Source organism: Microcoleus sp. S13_C3 (assembly GCF_036700905.1).
GTDB lineage: Bacteria > Cyanobacteriota > Cyanobacteriia > Cyanobacteriales > Microcoleaceae > Microcoleus.
Window position 1 is genome coordinate 49,897 of record NZ_JAUBPT010000008.1, and the last position, 17,861, is coordinate 67,757.

A 17,861-nucleotide genomic window follows, 5' to 3' on the forward strand; every position below is an offset into this window, starting at 1 on the left:
AGTTCGATCGCCAATCTCTAATTCCGATCCAGGATATCGACCTGCCAATTCCTATAAATCCGCTTGAGGAGAAAAAAAGTATGTCTGAACGAGCTTTAATCACTGAAAACCCAGAGACACCAACTTCAGCGCCAGAAATTCGCATTGGTAATGAAATGGTAGAGTTTCTCAGTGTAATTCAGCAAACTCCGAGAGAATATTGGCCTAATTTGCTTAAAATGATGAGGTTATTTCTGGAAACTGTGACAGTTAAGCCAGGATTGTCGGAACCCGCCGAGACGCCTGAAAATGTAGATTTTACTAAACTGTCGAAGGAGGGAAGTATCAACAGAAATCAAGCTATGACCAGAGTAATGCTAGCGGGGATAAAGGAGGGAAATGAGGATAACGAAAAACCAGAAATTATCGATCCTTTACAGCAGCACGAAGCTCTGAGCAAGCTGTTACAGTCTTGGGTAGATGATGGAGATGAACAGGAGCAAACAGAAACCGCTGAAGTTCTCCGCAAGGCACTAGAAGAAAACCCCGTGCATATATAAGAGCATTCCATGAGCAGAATAGTTTTGTTCGATTCTGGGCCTTTAGGAATTGTTACAAATCCCAAAGCCACCTCTCCTTTTTATCAAGAGGGCAAACTTTGGCTGCAATCTTTGCCACAGAAAGGTTACATTGTAATGCTCCCTGAAATTGCTGACTATGAGGTGAGGCGCGAATTAATTCGTGCAGGTAAAACGGAAGGTATTAAACGACTCGATCAACTTAAATCGCAAATCCCCTACCGTCCTTTGACTACCGAGGTAATGCTTCTAGCGGCTCAGTTGTGGGCGGATGCACGAAACAGAGGAAAGCCAACGGCAGACTCCAATGCACTTGACGGGGATGTGATTCTGGCGGCTCAAGCAATATTGGAAGTAAATGCAGGCAATGAAGTGGTGATTGCGACAACAAATGTGGGTCATTTGTCTCAGTTTGTGGAGGCTCGCGAATGGCGATTAATCTCATGAAGCTGGATTCGGGGATAAAAACTCAGGAATGAACTCGTTAGCGAAGGTTGCAGAAGCCGATCGCACTTACGCACTTAGCCAATCCCTGCTATACTTTGAACTACAGATATAGCGGTTCTCAAGCGTGGTGAGGTATGCCCTATGCCCTATGCCCTATGCCCTATGCCCTATGCCCTATGCCCATGAGTACCTCATCTTTCTGAGAAAGGCTATATTTTTACAGACACCGTTAGCGAGATAAACAGGATGGTGGAAACAGTGGACACAATCGAAAAAATTGACGATCGCACACAAACCCGCTACTGGGGTCAAGTTACAGTCATAGACGCGGGCGATCGTTATAAGATCAATCGCATTGAAGTCAAGCCGGGGCATCACATCAGCACCCAAATGCACTATCACCGCAGCGAGCACTGGGTTGTCGTCTCCGGTACCGCTAAAGTTATCTGCGACGACAAAGAGACGATTCTCATGCAGAAACAGTCAACCTACGTTCCCATGAATACTGCTCACCGCGTAGAAAATCCAGGCGTTATTCCCTTGGTGATGATTGAAATCCAAAATGGTGAATACCTCGGCGATGATGACATTATCCGCTTCGCCCAAGATGCTCACGAGCAAGATTGATCCTAGATCCAAATATGAAGCAATCGCAGACGGCTGGGAAAAGCTTCACACAGCCAACAATGACCCAAAGCATCCAGGATACAAGCCCCCGGGTTCATCCGTGGGGTCAATGCTTCAATTCTAAAATCTAAAATCTAAAATCTATTCACCTACGCAGCGACAGGAAACCAGATAATATCATGTCCGCTCGATTGACCATAATATCCCGGCCGGGCGGGTTTTTGAGATTGTCAATTATTGGCAGATATTGTTAGTGAACCCGCCCCTACCTGATGAAGGGTAATCGACCGGACATGATATAAATCCTACCATTAAAACTGTAGGGGCAATTTCAGAATTGCCCCTACCTGATTATATTAACTTTGTTAAGCACCAGAATTTGATATAGCAATTGGCGATCGTCCTACGGCAAAGAAGCGTTTTTCAAATCTACATTTGCCATATTGGCATTCTTTAAATTAGCACCTGTCAAGTCCGAACCGTTCAAATTTGCACCGGTCAAATTTGCATTGGTCAAATTTGCATCCCGCAAGTTGACTCCCTGTACGTCTATTCCCGACAAACTGCCACCTCTGAGGCTGACATTAGATAAATTCGCTAAAGACTGGCGAGCATTTCTCAGGTTTGCACCTGCCAAATTGGCGCTTTCTAAATTAGCGCCGATTAAATTAGCGCTGGTGAGGTTGGTATTTTTCAAACTCGCAATCACTAAACCCGCCAAACTCAGATTAGCGCGGCTCAAATCAGCACCCTCCAAATTAGCCCCGTGCATTTTAGCCGCAATTAAACTCGCACCTTGCAATTTAGCTTGTTTCAGATTTGCTTCATTCAGTTTGGCTTCGTTCAAATTTGCACCGTTCAAATTTGCACCGTTCAAATTTGCACCGCTCAGATTCGCACCGCTCAAATCTGCGCCCGTCAAATCAATACCAGCAAGCTCCGCTCCTGTCAAGTCACATTGGGTACAATTTTTAGTTTCTAATAATTGTTTGACGTGTGATACGTTTTCTGCCTTTACTCCAGAGGCACAACCGATCGCAATCAGCAGCCCTGTTGTTGTTAAAATTCCAAGTTTCATATACCCACCCTCAGCAATGTCTCTCTCTTAATAATATCCCACATTATTAAAGAGGGTTGGGTGATCAGTCTCTTTGATAAACTGTGACAATCATCACCCTGTTGTGCACAAAATATGCAATAATTATTGACGTTTCAACTCCCCCAAATTATTGTAACGAATTATTGCTTTTTCAGGAACCAAAAAGGAAAAGATTGCGTCGGTTCTAGACGGACACCGGTGATGGTGTTCTGAGCAAATGTATAGTCCTTATCCTGCCAAAGAGGGATGAAAGGTACATCTTTACCCAGTATGTCTTGAATTTCGGCAAACAGGGCTTTGCGGGTTTCAGGGTTTGTTTCTTTGCGCTGCTTGTCGATCAGTTGATTTACTCTATCGCTATAATAAAACGAACCCTGACCTTGACTTTGACCTTTGGAGCAGCCCTCAGCCTCGGAACCTGTCGCACAATCTAAAAACGGGTGGATGTAATTGTCAGCGTCAAAAAAGTCGGCAGACCAATCCACTAAAACCGCAGGATAAATTCCCTTCTCTATATTTTGAAACAAAGTCGGAGATTCCACGCTGTTAATTTCTACCTTCATTATCCCGTCCATTTTAAGTTTAGCTTGCGCCTCCATCATGCTCACCACTAAAGCTCGTTTTGTGGAAGATGAAGCATACCAAATTGGCAAAACAAAAGGATTTGTGGCCGAGTATCCCGCTTTCGTTAAAAGTTCCTTAGCCTTTGTCGTGTTGGCATCACCGTAGAGTTCTTTAAAAACCGGTTTTTGAACGTCGAAGTTTGTGGGAATCAGACTGTAAAGCGGTTGTGCTTGTCCCCGCAGTACGCGCTCGTTAATCACCGGGCGATCCATCACTGCTGCGATAGCCTGTCTGACTTCTAACTTGTCCAGCGGTTTAGACTTGGTATTCAGCGTTATGTAATTAACCGTACTGCTTTCCCCGACGATTTCCTGCCATTTCCCTTTTTTTGCTCCCTCGTCCAAGCTTTGAACTTGGTCTGCATCCAGAGACAAATAAGCCACATCAACTGCACCAGTCTGAAAAGTATTGAACAAATTTGACGAACTAGAAAGCAGCAAAATGTCAATTCCTTGATTAACCGGCTTTTCCCCCCAATACTTGTCAAACACGTCAAACTTGACAGAATCGCTGCCGTACTTCGCCAGCTTGTAACGTCCAGTTCCCACAAACGTATCGGGTTTAAATTTACCCTGTCCAATCTCGTATGCTTTCGGAGAAACAGCACACATACCCGAAAATGTCAACAGGGAAGGAAAAGCAGAAAAAGGCTTTTTGAGTTGAAAAGTTAATTCATATTCGCCCGTGGCTTTTACCGATTCTACTGCATCGCTCAACAACATAGCCGGACTGCCACCATTTTTGATAAACCGCTGCAAGGAAAATTCCATTGCGGCGGCGTTAAACGGTGTGTCGTCGTGAAAAATAACGCCTTGACGCAAGGGGATTGTATATGTCAATCCGTCTTGGCTAACTTTTGGCATCGCTGTCGCTAAGTGGGGGATTAACTCTGTAGTTCCCGACTTGTAGGCGTAGAGAGTGTCGCCCAAATTGCGTAGCAATTGTCCAGATAAGGTTTCGTAACCGTCCGCAGGGTCGATCGTCCGCAATTTCAAAGTTGTGCCAATAGTAACGCGGTTATTAGCATTTTCGCCGCTCGCAGTGACCGATGGACGTGTTCTTTGTCCACAACTTGCAGTTAACAAGCAGCAAAGAAAGAACAGAGCTATCGCTTTAATCACTGAAGGTTTTATATGTATTTTAGGCTGCTGCTTGTTGATTCTCATCGTCTTTTTTTGACACTCCAAATTACTGATTATATTATCAGGACTTACGCACTGTTAGACTAGAAACCGGATTTATTGATAGATTCTCCTGTAATATCACGTCCGAGCGATTGACCATAATATCCCGGCCGGGCGCGTTTTTGAGATTGTCAATTATTCGCAGATATTGTTGTTGAACCCGCCCCTACCTGATTTCGGTCGAAGCGAAGCGGAGGGAATCGACCGGACAGAAGATAATACAAATATCGCTGCCTAACCAGAGCAACTTAAAAGCTTGGTGATGTTCGATCGGTTTGAACTCCTTCGGATCAATTTTTAGAGCTGGCTGGCTCATGAGTATTTTTGCTAAGAAGTGCGACGATCGTCTTAATTAATTTATCCGGTTCGATCGGCTTTGCCAGATGTCGGTGAAATCCAGCTTGCAAAGCTTGCTGTTGATTAACCTCGCCCGCATAGGCAGTCAGGGCGATCGCGGGAATCAGCCCTCCCCGTTCTGGCTGCAGGGCTCGCACTTGCCGCAACAGCATATAGCCATCCATCCCCGGCATTCCAATGTCGCTCACCAGGACATCGGGCTGGAAAGTCGCCAACGCTGTGAGGACTTCTTGAGCGACAGCAACAGTCAGTACCTCTGCACCTGCATCTTCTAGCAAAAAGGAAATCAACTCTCGCATATCCGGCTCATCATCTACCACAAGTATCCGCATCCCGGATAACGGTTCCTCCGCAGTCGATCGTTCCGAAAGTCCTGCCAGAGAGTTTTCTTGTCTTACCTTCGGTGATAGAGGCAGTCTTACAGTAAAGGTAGCTCCTAACCCTTCACCGGCGCTATCTGCCACAACGGTGCCGCCGTGCAGTTCGACTAGATGCCGCACGATCGCCAATCCTAAACCCAAGCCACCAAACTTGCGGGTTGTAGCGCCATCTTTTTGGCGGAAGTAGTCAAACACGTAGGGTAAAAACTCCGGTGCGATGCCAATCCCTGTATCCGCCACCGTAATTTGAGCCTGATTGCCAACACGAGTCAAATTCACCTCAACGCGCCCCCCGGCTGAAGTAAATTTGACCGCATTGGAAACAAGATTCCAGACAATCTGCTGCAAACGGCCCGAATCCCCCAAAATTTGTCCGATCTGAGGATCTAACACAGTCCGAATATCAATGGATTTAGCAACAGCAGCCAAATTGACAGTTTCGATCGCCGATTCCACAGTTAAAGCTAAATCGACTGGACGAATATTAAGACTAAGCTTGCCTTGGAGAATTTTCGAGACATCAAGCAAATCTTCAATCAATTCAGTTTGCAGCTTGGCATTGCGTTCGATCGTCGCTAACGCCTGTGCAGTTTTGGCCGCATCCAGCTTGCCAGTTTGCAGCAGCTTTGTCCACCCCAGGATCGGATTGAGGGGCGATCGCAACTCATGGGATAGTACCGCTAAAAACTCATCCTTGATCCGATTTGCCTGTCTTAGCTGTTCCGCTTGCTGCTGCAGTGAATCGTTCAGGTTTGCCCGTTCCAGAGCGATCGCGATCTGGTCACAGGTAGATCGCAGCAGATCGATTTCAGCAGGCGTGAAGTGCGTCCGAGTCAGACTGGCAAAGGAGAGCGTTCCTAATAACTGCCCTTGAGCGATTAACGGTTGACCCGCGTAAGCCATGATGCCCAGTTCAGAGACGGCTTTACCATTCGGATGAGTGGAAAGTTCGGCTTGATTCAAGACAAGTTGCTGCTGCGTTTGGGCAACCAGTCCGCAGAGATATTCCCCTAAATCGATCCATGCGATCGCCTGCGCCCTTTCTTCAGAGATGCCATCATAGTTTCTCAAATGCAGCATCCGGCGGTTGTCTTTTTCTTCCACCATGAAGTTGTAGTAAGAGTGCAGATCGAGTTGCAATGCAAGTTTGCGGAATAGCGTGTCCATCAAAGCCAGAGGCTGTTCTGTCTGCATCAGATCGCGGGTAGTTTCATACAGAAATTGCAGTCGCTCACTTGCTTGCCGTTGTGCAGTCTTGTCCTGCATGATTTTGACAAATCCCTGCGGACAATCCGCTTCATTAAGCAGGGGCATCATCAATCCACTGGCCCAAAAGCGATTCCCATCTTTGCGGACGTGCCAGCGTTCGTCTTCGGCCCGTCCTTGCAGTAGAGCCGTTTGCCTCTGGTACTCGGCTTGTCCTTGTTCGTTATCTTCGGGTGTGAAGATCATCCGACTCGAGCAACCAATTGCTTCTGTCTCGGTATAGCCCAACAACCTTTCTGCCCCTGAGTTCCAACTGGCAATGATGCCGTTAAGGTCGAGGGTGAAGATGGCATAATCTTTGGCGCTTTCAATGATCAGACGGAGGCGGGATTCACTCTCGCGCAGGGCTTCCTCAGCTTGTTTGTGGTCTTCAATATCAACACAGGAGCCGATGTAGCCCAAGAACTCACCGTCCAATCCGTAGCGAGGAACAGCTTCATCCATAATCCAACGGTATATGCCATCACAGCGTTTCAAGCGATAGTCCATCTTGAACGGTTGACGGGCATCAAAGGCAGTCACATACGTGTCTAAACAGCGCTCCAAGTCGTCGGGGTGGACTCCTTCTGTCCAACCATTGCCCCTTTCTTGCTCGATCGTCCGTCCCGTAAAGTTTAGCCACGGGAGGTTGAAGTAATAACAGAGTTTATCGGTGCGGGCCATCCAAATCAGCACCGGGGCGGCATCTGCCATCACCCGGAACCGTGCCTCACTCTCCCGTAGTGTGGCTTCGGCTTGTTTGCGATCGGTGATATCGTTGACCAGTGCTACAAACCCTTCAACTTTTCCCTGGCTATTGAAGCGGGGAACATAGGTCGCATTGATATAACGGGTTCGACCGTCTTTGTAGGGAATTTGGGTTTCAAAGGTCACTTCCTGTCCTGCCAAGACTTGCTCAACATAAGGACGAATCTCTTCATAGGCAGTTTCGCCTAAAACCTCTTGAAGGTGCTTGCCATAGATTTGCGCTGCCGGATGTCCCAACCATTCTTCGTATGCTCGATTGTTGAAGCGATAGCGCTGGTCTGAGTCTACAAAGGAAATCAAGGCAGGCACGGCATTGGTGACTAAACGAAGTTCTGCTTCTCGTTGTTGCAATACCTCCTCGGCCAGTTTTTGAGCGGTGACATTTCGGAAATAAATGGTAATCCCGTTCGCGGCAGGGTAGGTGCGAACGTCATACCACCGATCGTGATCGGGATAAAACGCCGTGACTGACAAAGCCACGCGCTCGTTTGCCACGCGCCGATGAACCCGCTCAAACTCGGTGTCATTGAGTCCTGGGAATTCTTCCCAAAAATTCTTCCCAATCAGAGCGCCCGGAGTGCGGTCTAGCAGAATTTCCGCTGACCGATTCACGTAAGTGAAACGCCAATTCTCATCAAGGGAAAAGAATCCATCATCAATGCTCTCTAGAATGTTGCGACTCTGCTCTTCGCTTTGACGCAACGCTTCTTCGGCTTGTTTGCGATCGCTGATGTCGATTAATACGCCGCGCGTCGAAATTATGATGCCCTCAGCGTTATAGGCGCAATCGCCCTTTGCCAAAATCCAACGAACGGTGCCATCTGCCCAAAGCGTCCGATACTCAATTTCAGTATGCGGTTGATTCGCTTTTAGCTCAGTGAGGGCGCTGTGAAGTAATGGGCGATCGTCGTGATGCACCGCTTCTAAAAACACCTGCATGGACATTGCGGTATTGACGGGTAAACCAAACATTGCTTTGGCTATGTCCGTCAAACTCAGCGTGTCAGTTTCCATATCCCAATACCACAAACCCAAATTGCCGCCTTCGGAAGCCAGTCGGAGCTGTTCTTCGCTCTCGCGCAACGCCTGGAACGATCGATCGCGCTCGAAGGCGATGCTGGCAACTTGGGTGCCGAACTCGGCGAGTTTATGTTGCCAATCAGTGGGCATCCGTGCCTCGCTAAAGCACAGCATCAGCGACCCCATAGGTACATTGTCCTGCCTGAACACGGGCTGAGAATGACAGGCTAGAATGCCATGAGCCACGCATAAATTTCGCCATGCTTGCGACCAGCGATCGTCGTTGGCAATGTCGGCGCAGGTCACGGGCTGACCGCTATACACTGCTTCGCCGCAGGTTCCAATACACAAATCGTTAATCGGAGCATCTTGGAGTCCTTCACCAAAAGACGCTGGAAAGTCTGGAGTAATGGATCTCTTAAACGTCAGCCGCTGAGCATCGGCTAGCAGGAAGCAGGCGCGGGTACCCGGATTCAGCCTGGATACTGAGTCACACACGGCTGCCAGACAGTCGTCTAGTGGCTGTCCGAAAGCGATCGACTCCAGCAGTCGTTTCTGCTCGATTAGGAGGAGTTCCCCCTGCTTGCGATCGGTAATGTCGGCAAGCAAAACGGTCAGTCCACTGGGCGAAGGGTAAATTCGATGGTCATGCCAACCGTTCCAAGGTGAGTAGAGATAATCAAACTGGAGTGGCGTTTGTTCGCACATTGCCCGATGAAACTGCACGTAAGCATCGGTGTCAACGGCAGCCGGAAATAGCTCCCAAACGTTCTGACCCAGAATCGCTGACTGCGACATTCCAACCATTTCACAGTAGCGATCGTTGGCATAGGTGTAGCGCCAATCGCGATCGAGGATGTAAAACCCATCGTTGATGCTAGAAAGTACCGTTTCTAGCTGTTCTTTTGCCGCAGTCGCCGCAGTTTGTGCTGCTTCGCCCCGAACCAGGGCCTTTTGTTCTAGCGACCTTGACTCCTGTAAAGTTTGCAAGGCTGCTTTCGCGTTTTTTATAGCAGTGCGCCACGATAGATTGAGTGAAGCGCTCAATCCTGCGGCGATCGAAAACATACCCAGCCGAACAATTGTCTCTACATTAGCGATCTGTAAGGAATAGAACGGCTCAATAAAAAAATAGTTGATGGCCAGCGTAGATAAAATTGTTGCCAGCAACCCAGCCCCGAAACTGCCATACCAGGTACTCACTATCACCGCGATGAAAAACAGAGGCGTCGTGGTTGGATAGATCCACGGTAAAAGCGATCGGGTTAGCGCCAGTGCCAAAGCCACGGAGAGGGTCGCCACACCATAGGGAAGTAGTCGAATATCTCTGAAAATGCTGTTGATTCCCTCTAAACTCACCCTTTGTACTCCTTATCCGAAAAATATCTTGCTCGCAGCGCCTTACTGCATTCGCGAAGCGTTGCATCTGGCGAATTATCAACTCATCCAGCAATATCTAAATTTGCTTGACTGCCAACCCAGAAGGCGTAGCGTGTCCATTTTCCCAACGATTAATCGTGGGAAAGGTCATCCCTAATTCATCCGCCAACTTTTTCTGAGACAGGTGCAGCGCTTGCCGCTGTTCTCGCACCAAATTACCGATCGCTGGTTTTTGAGCCCTAAGCCGTTCTCTTTTGAGATCCCTCAGAAGTAACAGATATAAAGCTGTTTATATTTTACACCTTTGACAGATTCCAGAGTAATCCCTAGGACGATATTTTCTTAGACATTTCCCTAATAAGTCCGACAATCGGTGTAGGAGGGAGTGGTTCACGTAAAATAAACCTAATATGGCCAAATATGTACCACCAAGAATTGCTATTCAACGACTTGGAGTATGTTCAAAAACACGCTTAGCGGTGGGAAAAAGAAGGGAAAATCAAAGCGTACAGAACACCATCAGGACAGCGACGATACGACTGTGACTCAGTTGTCAATATTCCATCTACTAAACCAACCATCCTCTACGCCAGAGTTAGCAGTCGAAGTCAAAAAGCCGACCTTCTACGACAGACTGACTTTCTTCTGTCTCGCTACCCCGGATGTGAAATTATCCAAGACATCGGGAGCGGCCTCAATTTCAAACGGAAAGGTCTTATCGCCCTACTGGAACACATTTACACAGGCGACATCGGAATGGTTGTCATTGCCTCAAAAGATAGATTGTGTCGATTCGGGTTCGATCTTATCTCATGGTTTGCGGAGCGGGGCGGATGTAAAATTCTGGTTCTCAACAATTGCACACTTAGTCCAGAAAGAGAAATGGTTCAAGACATACTCGCAATCATCCATGTCTTCAGTTGTCGATTGTACGGACTCAGAAAGTACAAAAAGCAAATCATTGAAGACTCTGACGTACCGAGTGTACCCAAAGGGGGAAACCAAGAAAATCTGGATGTTGAGAATTCATGCCAATCGCAAAGTTTACAATAACGCAATTTCTTACCTCAACCAACATCAAGGAAAGTTTACCTATTACACTGTTGACAAAAAGACTAATCAGCCAGTTTTGAAAACTTCTGGGAAGCAAGCATTTCGGAGTTTCTGTAAAACTTTGGGTTACGAGATAATCCCTGAATGGTGCAAAGAGCTAGGAATAGCTCATGGCTTAGATAACGCCCTCTTCGAGGCTTATACAGCTTGGAAGAAAACTGACAAACAACCAACTCACATAGGTAAAGGGAAAAAGGCGAAAATCAATCCTTTAGCTGGACTAAGACTAGCCAAATTCAGGTCGATTCGATCCCAAAAACAGACCATTCAGTTTGACCCGGGTGATTATAAGAACGGTCATCTCATGGCTAACGCTAGCAAGGGTTTAGAAAAACCTCTTTGGACTGGGCAAGATTTTTGCTTAATCAATTACGACAAAGCTGTAGAAGTCACTTACAATAAAGGACGTTGGTTTGTGAATATGCCTGTAGAGATGGACGTTCCAGTATCGAGAAATGGTGGCAAGACCATCGCACTCGATCCAGGACTGCGCTGTTTTTTGACCGGGTTTGATGGCAATTATTTCACTGAATTTGGGAAACATGACTTGGGACGAATTGCTAGATTGTGTCAGCATTTAGATAAAATTCAATCCAAGCGTGACCAATTGAAAGGTTCGGTATTTTCCCGATTGCGTTACCGACTAAGGCAAGCAATGGAGAAAATAAGAACTAAAATCAAAAACTTGCGATCAGAAGCTCACAAACAAGTAGGAAGTTACTTGGCGCGTAATTACGATGTCATTTACTTGCCACACTTTGAGACTTCTGAGATGGTGGCAAGAGGAAGTCGCAAACTTAATTCTAAGTCGGCAAGAGCAATGATGACTTGGGCTTTCTATCAGTTCTCACAAACCTTAGAGCATCTCTGTAATCGTTACGGTTCGAGATTGGTTAGAGTAACTGAGGAATATACCTCCAAAACTTGTACAAAATGCGGTCATATTCATAAAAAGTTGGGTGGCTCTAAAACTTTTAAATGCCCCAATTGTGTTCGTGAAATACCCCGTGATTTTAATGGCGCTTTAGGGATTTTCCTTAAAGCTTTGTGGGATACCACCATACTCTCAGACGTGTCTGATGAGTGTGCTATATTTGGATTCTCTCAGGTTGTCGGAGATTGTCTGGATTAAAAGTATCAGGTCAGTCATCACTCTCAAGATATATATCAATCCTTACAGGAGTCGTAAATTTTTTATCCCACCCCAACCCTCCCCGAACCCGCGAGGAGAAAGTAAGAAATTCACAAGTGATGCGAGGATTGCTATATGGAGTCAATCTAAAATTTAAAATCGAGTAAGCTGCTTTAAATTCCTTTAAGGAGCGATCGCCAATCCCGACAGCGTTTCAGGTAAATGCGAGCTACCTGATCGCTGGGATTTGTTCGCAAACACTCTTCAAATAATTTTCCCGCTTCTCGGAATTCCTTGCGATCGCACAGTAACATAGCTTCATTATATACAGGCAAATTTGCTAGCTTTGCCGACATAATTTCCGGCATATCTGCATCAAATACCTCATAGACTACGACATATTGAGATTTTCCTTTAACCTGTACTTTATCCACAATCCTAATAGCATAATCGTTCGGATTTCGCAACCTTTCTAAAGTTTGCTGAGAAATTAACAGAGGTACGCCGTAATCTTTTGTCAATCCTTCAATGCGAGATGCTAAATTAACAGCATCGCTAATCACAGTGCTGTCCATTCGGCTTTTCCCCCCGACTGTCCCCAGCATCAAAGAACCCGAATTGATGCCAATGCCAATTCGGATCGGGACGTAGCCGACCTCTAGACGGTATTCGTTGTAATTTTTGAGGGTATTTAGCATTGCAATACCCGCTTTCACTGCATCATCTGCAAAGTCACTAAACAAAGCCATAATTGCATCGCCGATGTATTTGTCAATAAACCCGTTATTGCTAGTAATGGCAGGCTCCATCCGCGAAAGGTAAGCATTGATAAATTTAAAATTTTCTTGGGGAGTCATAGTTTCGGAAAGCGTCGTGAAATCGCGAATATCCGAAAATAGCACCGACATTTCCTGCTGTACTTGGTCGCCTAAATGGACATCTATAATACTTTCATATCCCAACAAATTGAGAAATTGGTGCGGCACAAATCTACCGTAGGCATCAGTTAAGTCTGATTCGGCATCCAGGGATTTTTCTAAATTTTTGTTGAGGTCAAATAGTTTCTTAATAAATAACTGGCGATCGGCTTCAGCTTCTTTGCGTTCCGTGACATCTTGAAAAACTGCGATCGCAAAAGCAACTTTGCCACCCTCGTCAAAAATTGGCCTTCCCCAAATCTCTAGGGGAACTTTCTTGTCGGGTCGATGAATTTCCAGATCGTCAGCAGTCGCGTTTTCGCCCCTCAAAGCTCGGACGATAGGCAAATTCTCGAAAGGGTAAATAATCTCAGTTCCCGCCATATAAATTTGATAACTTTCTGACAAATCCTCAACAGAATTTAAGGGCAAAACTCCTTGACCGAGCAACTCGTGTCCGGCGTGATTTACGTAGTAAGGTTTGCCTTGAGAATCGAGCACTACCACGCCTACCGGAATCGCTTCTAGAAATTGAGCCAGCTTGATTTCGCCTTCGCGCACCGCCTCGAATGCGCGAGAGCGCAACTCAGTTTCAACCGTATCGGAATGTTCAGCAGTAGTTTCCAGTAAGATTTCCAGATCGGCTTTTTCCTCCCTCAAGTCTTCCACTTGCTGGCGCAATCTTTCTATCTCTAAAAGTAGCTGTTCTCTAGATGGTTGTTCTTCCAGCATAACTCTAGAATTTGCGCCTCGACTAACAAAAAATTGCTCAACAGATCCCACCCAAAAAGTAAGCGTGTTTCTATAGAAATTCCAACTCTAAACCAGGCATCAGGCGCTGGAAATTCCTCAAAGATTTACTGTGCCAAGCTATGCTGTGAGAACCCTGCACCGCCATTTGCACCCTGGCTGTTTTGCGGATCTCGATAATAAACTTCGATAGCATATTGATGCCAGAACTGTTCAAAAATTCTAACTGCTGCAAATTGAGGATAATTTTCGTCGGTTCCAAGTCGGCAACCTTGGTCAGCAACTGCGCTATCGGCGCGTACTCTGCAGGCCCGCTCAGCCTTAGAGATCCAATCAAACTCACGGTTGCCGTTGCTGGATCGTAACAGATCCGGTAATCTTCTGTATTAATTTCCATAGCCACAAAAAAAATTCCCTTAGATATTATCGATCGCCCGCGTTGCTTATACTGTTAATTGCACCATCGTTGTCACCGCAATTAATTCCGGGTCTTGGTGCACGGTCTGGAATTTCCAGCCAAGTTTAGCGCTATAATCGGTGAGCATGGTCAACAAACCCAATCCAGAATTGGTACAGTTGTCGTCAGCAGCATTTTTTTCCAACCGCTGAATGTAAAGTTCGCTTGGCTCCGAGGCCAGCAACTCCTGAATATAAGCCTGAAACTTCTCCACAGCTTGCAGAGAGATGCTGTTAGCCACTGAGACAATCACTCCGTCGCTCTCTAATTGCAGTTTAATATCGATCGGGTACTCTGAGGTTTCATCATTAAACTTCATGGCATTTTCCAATAACTCGTTGGCAATGTAGCTAACAGCACTTTTTATTTCAGCTTGTCTTTCAATTGTCGAGGGTTCATCTTGGTTGCCCGGAAAAAAAGTCGTCAGATAGTCAGCCAGAAAATCCGCCGACAAACCGTTGTTCCGCCACCGCTGCTTCAGAGGAACCGAACTCGGAGAAAATCCAATTATTAAGTATTCTTGGCTAGCGGGCTGCTCGATGAAATCGCCGAAAATCTGAGTCATACCGAGGTGAGAGCTAAAGTTTGAGATGAGGGGCATCACTGAATATATTTTAAACTTTAGAAGGGATATGCAAGTAGTTATTTTTGTTTGAGTACCAGCAATGTGATGTCATCAAAAACTTTTTGTTCGCCGATGTGCGATCGCACGTCCTTAATTACAGCGTGCCTGATTTCCGCAGCCGAACGCTGCCAATTAATCTCTATTACCTCAATTAACCTATCTAAACCATAAAGCACTTTATCCATATTTTTAGCTTCCGTAATCCCGTCAGTGTACAGCACAACCACATCTCCTGAACGCAAATGCACAATTTTCTCAGCAACAAATTCAGCAATATCTACATCCAGCCCGATCGGGAAACCCAAATCGATCGTATCAAACCGCTCGACAGAACCGTTACACCGCACAACAATCATTTCTTCATGCTGGCCACTCAATTTCAGCATCCCCTCCTCATAGTCTAGCAAAGCAAGGCTGGCGTTTTTATCGGATTTCATGCGCTGCACATTATCGTAAATTACACTGTTAATAGCACTTAAAAATCTTACTGGGTCTGGTTCATTGTAGGCTAGCAAAGTTCGCACTGCCGTTTGCACCATAATCATTAAAACGCCACTCTCCAATCCGTGTCCCGTCACATCCCCAATGCCGATTTTTACTCTACCTTTGTACTGTAGTACGTCGTAATAGTCGCCGCCTACTTCCTCAGCAGCTTCCATAAATCCCGCAATATCTAAGCCGATAACTTCCTTGAGTTCTCGGTCTTTCGGCAGCAGCATCTGCTGAATCTTGCGAGTAACGTCTAGTTCGGCGCTCATTCGCATATTTTCAGCTTTTAGGCGCTCGTTGAGAACAGTAATTTTTTGATTTGCACCAACTAAGGCATCGGCAATTTTGTTGAACGCACCCACAACTTGCCCGAGTTCATCTCTGTTATCCAAAATAATTTTGTGGTTAAGATTGCCGCTTGCCATCTTTTTTGCAGCTTCGTTAAGGACAAATACAGTTTGCATAACGCTTCTGTAAAAACTTACAAATAAATAAATAACTAGGGCTAAGGTTATTAACACAACTAGAGAAATTATGCGTTTCTTGGTAACAAAACTATCAATGCGTTTTTGCAGCAGCAAGTCTAATTCATTGATGGTTTCGTCCCACACTTCAAAACTCAAATTCAGCGCTCGATCGCTGCCATCAAGATAGGCATAATATTCCACTAAGGCTGTGGGATAAATCAGTTTATCTATTTGCCCAGTTAGCAGCTCTACTACGGAGTTAAATTTGGTCACATCCTCGCTTAATTTCTGTCGCAGATTGCCGTGAGGATTATTGCTAGATCCTACCTCCATATTGATTGCTAAATCCTGATTAAGTTCTCTCAATTTGCCTGCCCAAGTAATCAGTTTCGATCTTTCTTCAGGTGTGGCATAGGAACGCAAGCTGTTTTTTTGAGAAATAAGCCTAATCTCTGACAAGAATTTTTGGATTTCTGGAATCTTCAGTAAGGTAGCATCCATCAAATAATAGGTATCAAGATCGGGGTCTAAAATTAGATTAGAAGTATCGCCGACGTGAGTGCTCAGTCTATTAATGTCGGCAGCTAAACGTTGATATACCAAATCGTAAGTTTCTAAACTCCACTGGCTGCGACGAAGTTTGAAGTTTTGCCAATCTTGATAAATTTTATTAAGTTTTTCACTGGACATTAATATGTTTCCAAGCTGGCGATCTGTATTAGCCAGAGATTGAAAGTTCGCATCCATCTTAGCTTCTAAATCTGCTCTCGTATCGGGCAGGCTTAAATTTGTATTTAAAGGCTGATAATTTAAGAGTTGAAATTTAGGTATGTATTCCCTCAACTGGCGCAGTGGGCGCAGGTATTGATTACCGTAGATTTCTTTTTGGGAAAAATCAACCCTGCTGTTAATTTCGGAAATCAGCAGGTACATGACCAAGGTTAACGGTATTGCAAATAGAAGACCGATTAAGGTAAATTTTTGAGGATAGCTCAGCCGATTCATTAAATGGATTCCCAGAGATTTTCTGTTCATAATCGATAGATTTTAACAAAATTGTACTAAAAAAGTAGCGATCGCTACTAAAGTAGTTTCGGGGACGATCGCTCTAGAAAACCACAAGGCTAATATAATTAATCAGCTATCGCTGATTTAATTTCTAATGCGTTTTCGTCCAGTTGCAACAAATTTTGTGGTATCCCTGTGATATCCTTGGCTCAGCTCGCATCTCACAGTCTAAAACACGTTTAGCAGTTTTGGAACGTAGAATAGTAATTTGTACTGAGATTATGGGGCAGCATTCAAGGCTTTTAAGAATATTTACTTAAGCATAAATTTTTCTTAATACCCTGAGACAAAAAGTAAAAATTAAGTAATAACTGGGTAGTGCAAGTTTCCTGAAACACAACTGCCGGCAGCGAGTAGGAAATACTTGCGTCGCACGCACCAGCAGTCAAGTCGGTTCTGCACAAAGGAACCAAGAGCACCAGCAATAGTGTCTAAATCAGTATCTGCAGTTGAGTGTCCAGGAGCGATCGCGCATTGTGTAAAGTGAGGCAGAGGGCGTATGATGAAAAGAATCTCCAACAATAGTTTTCAAAAGAATAAAAACCGAGACCAAAAGCAGCCCAATCCTGTAATCTTGGCTTTGGTGCTGACAGGAATTCTGGTATGGGAAATGTATCCGGCGCTAAGACACACCGCAGCCGCTAACGCGGGCGCTCTCAAAGATTCCCTTGCCCAGTTGGAAAGGGAACCGCCGCAAACCGCGCAGCAATTTTCCTTAGCCGCAGTGCCCCAAAAAATCAGCTATTCGGTATTGGCGCTCAATAGTCTAATTTCCGAACCGGGCAATTTAGCCGAGGGTACGCGCCAAAATCCCCCAAAGCAATTGCCCGCAACCGTAGCAGCAGCAGTTCGCCGAGAGTTGTCGGACTCCACTGGCATTGCTGCTGACAAGTTGAAAGTAACTGAATCAAGCGAACGAAGTTGGCCGAATACTTGTTTAGGACTCTCGAAAGCGGATGAAATTTGCGGTCAAATGATTGTCGAAGGTTGGCGGGTTGTGGTTTCTGATGGTAGGCAAACTTGGGTTTACCGTACTAATGCTAGGGGAAATATCTTGCGTTTGGAAAAAAAGTTAGCTAGGTAAATGTACCCCTGTGAAGTCAAAAATAAACTTCCTTTTGGAACAGGCAAGATGCCTGTTCCACAAAGAGTGAA

General features: G+C 45.6%; 13 protein-coding genes and 1 pseudogene. 6 read left to right on the forward strand and 8 right to left on the reverse strand.

The window, feature by feature from the left end; translation table 11 throughout:
• Positions 1–80: 80 nt before the first annotated feature.
• The 3 genes from QUA16_RS04030 (at position 81) to QUA16_RS04040 (ending at position 1,631) form a co-directional block, all read left to right on the forward strand.
• On the forward strand, positions 81–539 hold the full coding sequence (locus tag QUA16_RS04030) for a hypothetical protein (protein WP_333104591.1): 459 nt from the start codon (positions 81–83) through the stop codon (positions 537–539).
• A gap of 9 nt (positions 540–548) precedes the next feature.
• Positions 549–1,004: a nucleic acid-binding protein gene (locus QUA16_RS04035; RefSeq protein ID WP_333104590.1), complete on the forward strand. Its 456-nt coding sequence runs from the start codon at positions 549–551 to the stop codon at positions 1,002–1,004.
• Positions 1,005–1,250: 246 nt separating this feature from the next.
• On the forward strand, positions 1,251–1,631 hold the full coding sequence (locus tag QUA16_RS04040; RefSeq protein WP_445251431.1) for a cupin domain-containing protein: 381 nt from the start codon (positions 1,251–1,253) through the stop codon (positions 1,629–1,631).
• Positions 1,632–2,034: 403 nt separating this feature from the next.
• On the opposite strand, the gene QUA16_RS04045 is transcribed toward QUA16_RS04040, so the two are convergent.
• From QUA16_RS04045 to QUA16_RS04060, 4 genes are all read right to left on the reverse strand, one after another.
• The gene (locus QUA16_RS04045; RefSeq protein ID WP_333104589.1) at positions 2,035–2,709 is read right to left on the reverse strand and encodes a pentapeptide repeat-containing protein; all 675 of its coding nucleotides are present in this window, start codon (positions 2,707–2,709) and stop codon (positions 2,035–2,037) included.
• 161 nt (positions 2,710–2,870) lie between these two features.
• Positions 2,871–4,520, reverse strand: coding sequence for an ABC transporter substrate-binding protein (locus QUA16_RS04050; RefSeq protein ID WP_333104587.1), 1,650 nt, complete (start codon positions 4,518–4,520; stop codon positions 2,871–2,873).
• Between the two features lie 308 nt (positions 4,521–4,828).
• On the reverse strand, positions 4,829–9,667 hold the full coding sequence (locus QUA16_RS04055; protein WP_333104586.1) for a PAS domain S-box protein: 4,839 nt from the start codon (positions 9,665–9,667) through the stop codon (positions 4,829–4,831).
• Positions 9,668–9,764: 97 nt separating this feature from the next.
• The gene (locus QUA16_RS04060; protein WP_333104598.1) at positions 9,765–9,899 is read right to left on the reverse strand and encodes a helix-turn-helix transcriptional regulator; all 135 of its coding nucleotides are present in this window, start codon (positions 9,897–9,899) and stop codon (positions 9,765–9,767) included.
• Between the two features lie 199 nt (positions 9,900–10,098).
• Between QUA16_RS04060 and QUA16_RS04065 the strand changes: the two are divergent.
• Both QUA16_RS04065 and QUA16_RS04070 read left to right on the forward strand, forming a co-directional pair.
• A pseudogene (locus QUA16_RS04065) lies at positions 10,099–10,741 on the forward strand (IS607 family transposase).
• On the forward strand, positions 10,704–11,933 hold the full coding sequence (locus QUA16_RS04070) for a transposase (protein WP_333104585.1): 1,230 nt from the start codon (positions 10,704–10,706) through the stop codon (positions 11,931–11,933). Before QUA16_RS04065 ends, QUA16_RS04070 begins: the two are co-directional and overlap by 38 nt.
• 173 nt (positions 11,934–12,106) lie before the next feature.
• On the opposite strand, the gene QUA16_RS04075 is transcribed toward QUA16_RS04070, so the two are convergent.
• The 4 genes from QUA16_RS04075 to QUA16_RS04090 form a co-directional block, all read right to left on the reverse strand.
• A complete protein-coding gene (locus QUA16_RS04075) occupies positions 12,107–13,582 on the reverse strand; it encodes an adenylate/guanylate cyclase domain-containing protein (RefSeq protein WP_333104584.1) in 1,476 nt (491 codons plus the stop codon).
• Between the two features lie 70 nt (positions 13,583–13,652).
• Positions 13,653–13,997: a slr1659 superfamily regulator gene (locus QUA16_RS04080; RefSeq protein ID WP_333104583.1), complete on the reverse strand. Its 345-nt coding sequence runs from the start codon at positions 13,995–13,997 to the stop codon at positions 13,653–13,655.
• Positions 13,998–14,043: 46 nt separating this feature from the next.
• Positions 14,044–14,622 carry a DUF6272 family protein gene (locus QUA16_RS04085; protein WP_333181026.1) on the reverse strand — a complete coding sequence of 193 codons (579 nt, stop codon included), beginning with the start codon at positions 14,620–14,622 and terminating at the stop codon, positions 14,044–14,046.
• Between the two features lie 77 nt (positions 14,623–14,699).
• Positions 14,700–16,673, reverse strand: a complete 1,974-nt coding sequence (locus QUA16_RS04090) for a SpoIIE family protein phosphatase (RefSeq protein WP_333104582.1) — start codon at positions 16,671–16,673, stop codon at positions 14,700–14,702.
• A 532-nt stretch (positions 16,674–17,205) separates the two neighbouring features.
• Here QUA16_RS04090 and QUA16_RS04095 point away from each other — a divergent pair.
• Positions 17,206–17,790 carry a hypothetical protein gene (locus QUA16_RS04095; protein ID WP_333104581.1) on the forward strand — a complete coding sequence of 195 codons (585 nt, stop codon included), beginning with the start codon at positions 17,206–17,208 and terminating at the stop codon, positions 17,788–17,790.
• Positions 17,791–17,861 lie beyond the last annotated feature (71 nt).

Coding starts and splice junctions, on each gene's coding strand:
- QUA16_RS04085 (WP_333181026.1), bottom strand. CDS start 14,622: ATGACTCAGATTTTCGGCGATTTCATCGAGCAGCCCGCTAGCCAAGAA.
- QUA16_RS04080 (WP_333104583.1), bottom strand. CDS start 13,997: ATGGAAATTAATACAGAAGATTACCGGATCTGTTACGATCCAGCAACG.
- QUA16_RS04075 (WP_333104584.1), bottom strand. CDS start 13,582: ATGCTGGAAGAACAACCATCTAGAGAACAGCTACTTTTAGAGATAGAA.
- QUA16_RS04035 (WP_333104590.1), top strand. CDS start 549: ATGAGCAGAATAGTTTTGTTCGATTCTGGGCCTTTAGGAATTGTTACA.
- QUA16_RS04095 (WP_333104581.1), top strand. CDS start 17,206: ATGATGAAAAGAATCTCCAACAATAGTTTTCAAAAGAATAAAAACCGA.
- QUA16_RS04050 (WP_333104587.1), bottom strand. CDS start 4,520: ATGAGAATCAACAAGCAGCAGCCTAAAATACATATAAAACCTTCAGTG.
- QUA16_RS04090 (WP_333104582.1), bottom strand. CDS start 16,673: ATGAACAGAAAATCTCTGGGAATCCATTTAATGAATCGGCTGAGCTAT.
- QUA16_RS04040 (WP_445251431.1), top strand. CDS start 1,251: ATGGTGGAAACAGTGGACACAATCGAAAAAATTGACGATCGCACACAA.
- QUA16_RS04045 (WP_333104589.1), bottom strand. CDS start 2,709: ATGAAACTTGGAATTTTAACAACAACAGGGCTGCTGATTGCGATCGGT.
- QUA16_RS04070 (WP_333104585.1), top strand. CDS start 10,704: ATGTTGAGAATTCATGCCAATCGCAAAGTTTACAATAACGCAATTTCT.
- QUA16_RS04030 (WP_333104591.1), top strand. CDS start 81: ATGTCTGAACGAGCTTTAATCACTGAAAACCCAGAGACACCAACTTCA.